At 67.0% G+C, this 3,791-nt stretch carries 5 protein-coding genes and 1 pseudogene; 4 read left to right on the top strand and 2 right to left on the bottom strand.

Translation table 11 applies throughout. The features are described 5' to 3' along the window. The 3 genes and pseudogenes from DI526_RS23255 to DI526_RS23265 all read left to right on the top strand — a co-directional run. Positions 1 to 300: pseudogene (locus DI526_RS23255) on the top strand (ketol-acid reductoisomerase); the annotation flags it as partial. A 180-nt stretch (positions 301 to 480) separates the two neighbouring features. Then, positions 481 to 840, top strand: a complete 360-nt coding sequence (locus tag DI526_RS23260; protein WP_304283381.1) for a helix-turn-helix transcriptional regulator — start codon at positions 481 to 483, stop codon at positions 838 to 840. Beyond that, entirely contained in the window at positions 824 to 1,300 is a 477-nt protein-coding gene (locus DI526_RS23265; protein WP_304283384.1) for an SRPBCC family protein, read from the top strand. Before DI526_RS23260 ends, DI526_RS23265 begins: the two co-directional genes overlap by 17 nt. Before the next feature lie 4 nt (positions 1,301 to 1,304). On the opposite strand, the gene DI526_RS23270 is transcribed toward DI526_RS23265, so the two are convergent. Then, positions 1,305 to 2,114 carry a CAP domain-containing protein gene (locus tag DI526_RS23270; RefSeq protein ID WP_304283387.1) on the bottom strand — a complete coding sequence of 270 codons (810 nt, stop codon included), beginning with the start codon at positions 2,112 to 2,114 and terminating at the stop codon, positions 1,305 to 1,307. Between the two features lie 66 nt (positions 2,115 to 2,180). Between DI526_RS23270 and DI526_RS23275 the strand changes: the two genes are divergently transcribed. Next, on the top strand, positions 2,181 to 2,741 hold the full coding sequence (locus DI526_RS23275) for a nucleoside 2-deoxyribosyltransferase (RefSeq protein ID WP_304283389.1): 561 nt from the start codon (positions 2,181 to 2,183) through the stop codon (positions 2,739 to 2,741). 69 nt (positions 2,742 to 2,810) lie between these two features. On the opposite strand, the gene DI526_RS23280 is transcribed toward DI526_RS23275, so the two are convergent. Beyond that, positions 2,811 to 3,116 (bottom strand): hypothetical protein, encoded by a 306-nt coding sequence (locus tag DI526_RS23280; RefSeq protein WP_304283391.1) that lies wholly within the window; start codon positions 3,114 to 3,116, stop codon positions 2,811 to 2,813. Positions 3,117 to 3,791: the final 675 nt, after the last annotated feature.

The following is a 3,791-nucleotide window of genomic DNA, read 5'->3' on the forward strand; positions in this document are numbered from 1 at the left end:
GAGGGCGGCATCGCCAACATGAACTACTCGATCTCGAACACCGCCGAGTACGGCGAGTACGTGACGGGTCCGCGCATCATCACGCCGGAAACCAAGGCCGAGATGAAGCGCGTGCTGGAAGACATCCAGTCGGGCAAGTTCGTCCGCGACTTCATGCTGGAAAACCAAGTGGGCCAGCCCTCGTTCAAGGCCACGCGCCGTCGCTCGGCCGAGCACCAGATCGAGGAAGTCGGCGGCCGCCTGCGCGACATGATGCCCTGGATCGCCAAGAACAAGCTGGTCGACCAGGCCAAGAACTAAAGCGCGATAGCCGAAAGTGGTCGCCGGTTTCGGCGGCCATCGCGCGGCAAGCAAAAGGGTCTCCGGACCTCCGGTTTCAGTACCCAAGCTTAAATCCCACGAAGCCCTCGGCCCTCCCAGGCCGGGGGCTTTTCGTTTGCGGCTTGCGTGACGGCGTTCTCCGTGCATAAACTGAACCCAATGGTTCAGTATTCAGCCGCCCGCCTCGACGCTTCGTTCGCCGCCCTGTCCGACGCCACCCGGCGCGGGGTGCTGGAGACGCTGGGCCGTGGCGAGGCGTCGATCACCGAGCTCGCCAACCAGTTCCACATGACCCTGACGGGCATGAAGAAGCACATCGCGGTGCTGGAAGAGGCGGGGCTGGTGACGAGCGAGAAGGTCGGCCGGGTGCGCACCTGCCGCCTGGTGACTAGCGCGCTCGCGGATGAGGCCGCGTGGATCGAGCGCTACCGCCAGCGCTGGGCGCTGCGGTTCGACGCGCTGGACGAGATCGTCGAGGACTTGAAGCAGAGGGAGAGCGGGAATGTCCGGAAAGAATGAGACTGTGGTCGAGCGCAGGTCGGATCGCGAGCTGGTCGTGACCCGGCTTTTCGACGCGCCGGCGCGCATCGTGTTCGAGGCCTGGTCGCGGGCGGAGCTGTTCCAGCGCTGGTGGGTCCCCAAGGCGCTGGGCGTGCCGTTGCGGGCCTGCGAGATGGACGTCCGCACCGGCGGCGGCTACCGCCTTGAGTTCGGACACGACGCCGCCAACAGCATGGCCTTCCACGGCAAGTACACCGAGGTCACGCCACCCTCGAAGATCGTCTGGACCAACGAGGAGGGCGGCGAGATCTCGATCACCACCGTCACCTTCGAGGATCGCGGCGGCCAGACCTTGCTGACCCTGAGCGAGCTCTATCCAAGCAAGGAAGGCTGTGACGAGGCCCTCACCGGTTCGGCGAGCGGTCTGCCCGGGCAGTTCGAGCAGCTGGACGCGCTGCTGGTCGAACTGGTGGCGTGAGGCGCTAGGCCAGCACGAACACCGGACCCCAGGCCAGCTGGTAGCGGTGCTCGCCCGAGGACAGGTGCGGCCGCAGCTGCCACGCGCCGGGCGGCAGCGCGCTGGGCGGGCGGCCCTCGACATAGGTGACGGTCAGCACCTCGCCGCCCGGCTCGGAGACCGAGAACTGGCGGATCGGCGGCGCGGCGTTCGAGAGGGCGCGGGCGATCTCGTCGGGGCTTCGCACGCTTAGCGGGGCGGGCCCCGCGAGGCGCGCGGCGACCTCGGCATAGGCGCCGACGGCGATCACGCGCGGGCCCTGGCGCAGGGCGCCGTAGCCGACATGGGTGAAGCCGGGGGCGACGAGGTTGGCGCGATGGCCGGGACTGTCGCGCCACTGGTTCATGATCTGGTCGGGCCGCACCGCGGCGTCGGCGTTGCGGCGCATGGCGATGTTCTCGGCCGGCGCGCCGACCAGGTCGCGCGCCAGCAGGCCGACGCGACCGGCGGGCGAGTAGCCCTCGCGCGTCAGGTGGTCGAAGTGTTCGGTGACGGCCATGTCGGCGGCGTGGGCGCGAGCGGCGGCGGCCAGCCCCGCGTCCCAGGCTAGCGGCGGCGCGCCCTCCCGGCGGCGGATCAGGGTGTTGAGGTCCGCCAGGGTCTGCTCGAAATCCGGGTCGAAGTCGCCACCGGGCGGGTCGGCCAGCAGGCCGCGCAGTCGGCGCTCGTAGGTCAGCCAGGGCTGGGCCGGGGCGGCTAGGGCGGGGGACGCGATGGGCGCGAGGGCCAGGCTGAAACCGCTGGCCAACAGGGTTCTTCGCGCGATCGACGTCATCCGGCCTTCCGACAAACATCAAGCTCCAACATTGACAGCGGCGCCTTGGGACCAGACGTAAGGCGCATGCGTCCTGTCCGTTCCCTATGGCTCGCCGGCCCCCAGGTCTGGCTCCCCGATTCCGAAGCCCAGGCCGCCCGCGAGCGGGCCCTGTGCCTGGACGCGGGCTTCGAGCCGATCACCCCCGCCGTCCTGCCCCCAGGCGAGGGGGGCGACGAACTGGCGGCCCGGCAGTTCTACGCCGCTCGCATGGCGCAATTGCGCCAGGCGGATGCGGGCATCGTCAACCTGACCCCGTTCCGAGGCCCCTCGGCCGACACCGCCGCCGTGTTCGAGGCCGGCGTGCTGGCCGGCCTGGGCCGCCCGATCTTCGCCTATCTGAACGTCGCCAGCGAACTCGAGGCCGAGTATGTCGGCCGCGTCGACCAGATGCTGGGCGCCTCGCTCGACGAAAACCGCGTCTGGCGCGACATCGACGACTGCCAGGTCGAAGACCACGGCCTGCCCGAGACGGTGATGCTGTGGGGCGAGGCGCGGCGATTGTTCGTGATCGTCACGCACGACCCGCTGCGGGACGTGACGGGCCTGGAGCTGTGCCTGGAAGCGTTGGGTCTTTACGCGGAGTAGGGGGCTTTGGATATCCGCGCCCTATCGGGAAGTAGACCTTGCGACGGCTGAGACGGGTGGGGAGCTGACCTAGGCATCCCAGATGACGGGACCCCACGGCTGAGCATCCACCCAAGCCTTTGCCTCCGCTACCGTCTCGAAATCGGGGGAAGAGCCAACGTGATAAAGCACGCCGTCCGAACCTAAAGGTCGGGGCGGACTTGGAGGAGGCAGTTCGCCGCCGTGCTGTTCACGGACATGCTCCATCTCCTCAAGGTAATCGGCGTGAGCACGGTCGAAATTGCAGGCGACAATCGCAATGCGCTGCCTGACGGTTCCGCCGTATAGCCAAGACCCAAATATGACTGGCTCACCTGTGTAGTCGTCGATCGCCATGGCGCAAAGCTACTCGTAGACTGTCGCTGCGGTGAGAACGTCCGCCGTATGTCGCCATGGGTTTTGGTGCGCGGGCTTATCCCCGTCGTGGGCCCAGGCCTCCATCGCCTCCAAAAAGCTGGGCAGGTCGATGTTTTCCCACTCATCAGGCTTTGCAACTAAGCGCCCTCGGAGTTCGGCCACATATGCTACGAACGAAGCTCGATCATGCACGTCTTCGTGGGTCATCTATCGACCATAGCCAGCGCTACGGCCGCTCGAAAGCAGTAAATTTAGAAGACCAGTTAGGGGCGCTAGCCGACCTCCCGAGGTCGGACCCAACCTTACATCTCTTGGAGGCTGCAGCCCTGCGATCGTCTCGCCGTGAGATGTAAGGCTGGCTCACGTCGCGGGGGACGGGTGAGAAACCCAAATCCTCCCCCTGTGGGGGAGGTGGTCCGAAGGACCGGTGGGGGGAGAGGCAAGGTCGGCAGGACTTCCCCCTCCGTCGGCTTCGCCGACACCTCCCCCGCTAGGGGGAGGATTTTACGAGCGTTCGCGGCGCTCCATGATCCGTGTAGACGAAATCGAACCGAACGATTTCAAACGCTTGTCGATTTTACACGCCGCTGGATCATCCGCGTTGAAACCGCCGCCATACTCAGAGCTGTCCCCGTCGCGGGGGAGGGCGCTTGG

This window comes from Caulobacter segnis (genome assembly GCF_003243465.1).
GTDB classification, from domain to species: domain Bacteria; phylum Pseudomonadota; class Alphaproteobacteria; order Caulobacterales; family Caulobacteraceae; genus Caulobacter; species Caulobacter segnis_A.

Bases quoted from the DNA above. Each gene is read 5' to 3' on its own strand.
- DI526_RS23260 (WP_304283381.1), top strand. From the start codon at position 481: ATGGTTCAGTATTCAGCCGCCCGCCTCGACGCTTCGTTCGCCGCCCTG.
- DI526_RS23265 (WP_304283384.1), top strand. From the start codon at position 824: ATGTCCGGAAAGAATGAGACTGTGGTCGAGCGCAGGTCGGATCGCGAG.
- DI526_RS23270 (WP_304283387.1), bottom strand. From the start codon at position 2,114: ATGACGTCGATCGCGCGAAGAACCCTGTTGGCCAGCGGTTTCAGCCTG.
- DI526_RS23275 (WP_304283389.1), top strand. From the start codon at position 2,181: ATGCGTCCTGTCCGTTCCCTATGGCTCGCCGGCCCCCAGGTCTGGCTC.
- DI526_RS23280 (WP_304283391.1), bottom strand. From the start codon at position 3,116: ATGGCGATCGACGACTACACAGGTGAGCCAGTCATATTTGGGTCTTGG.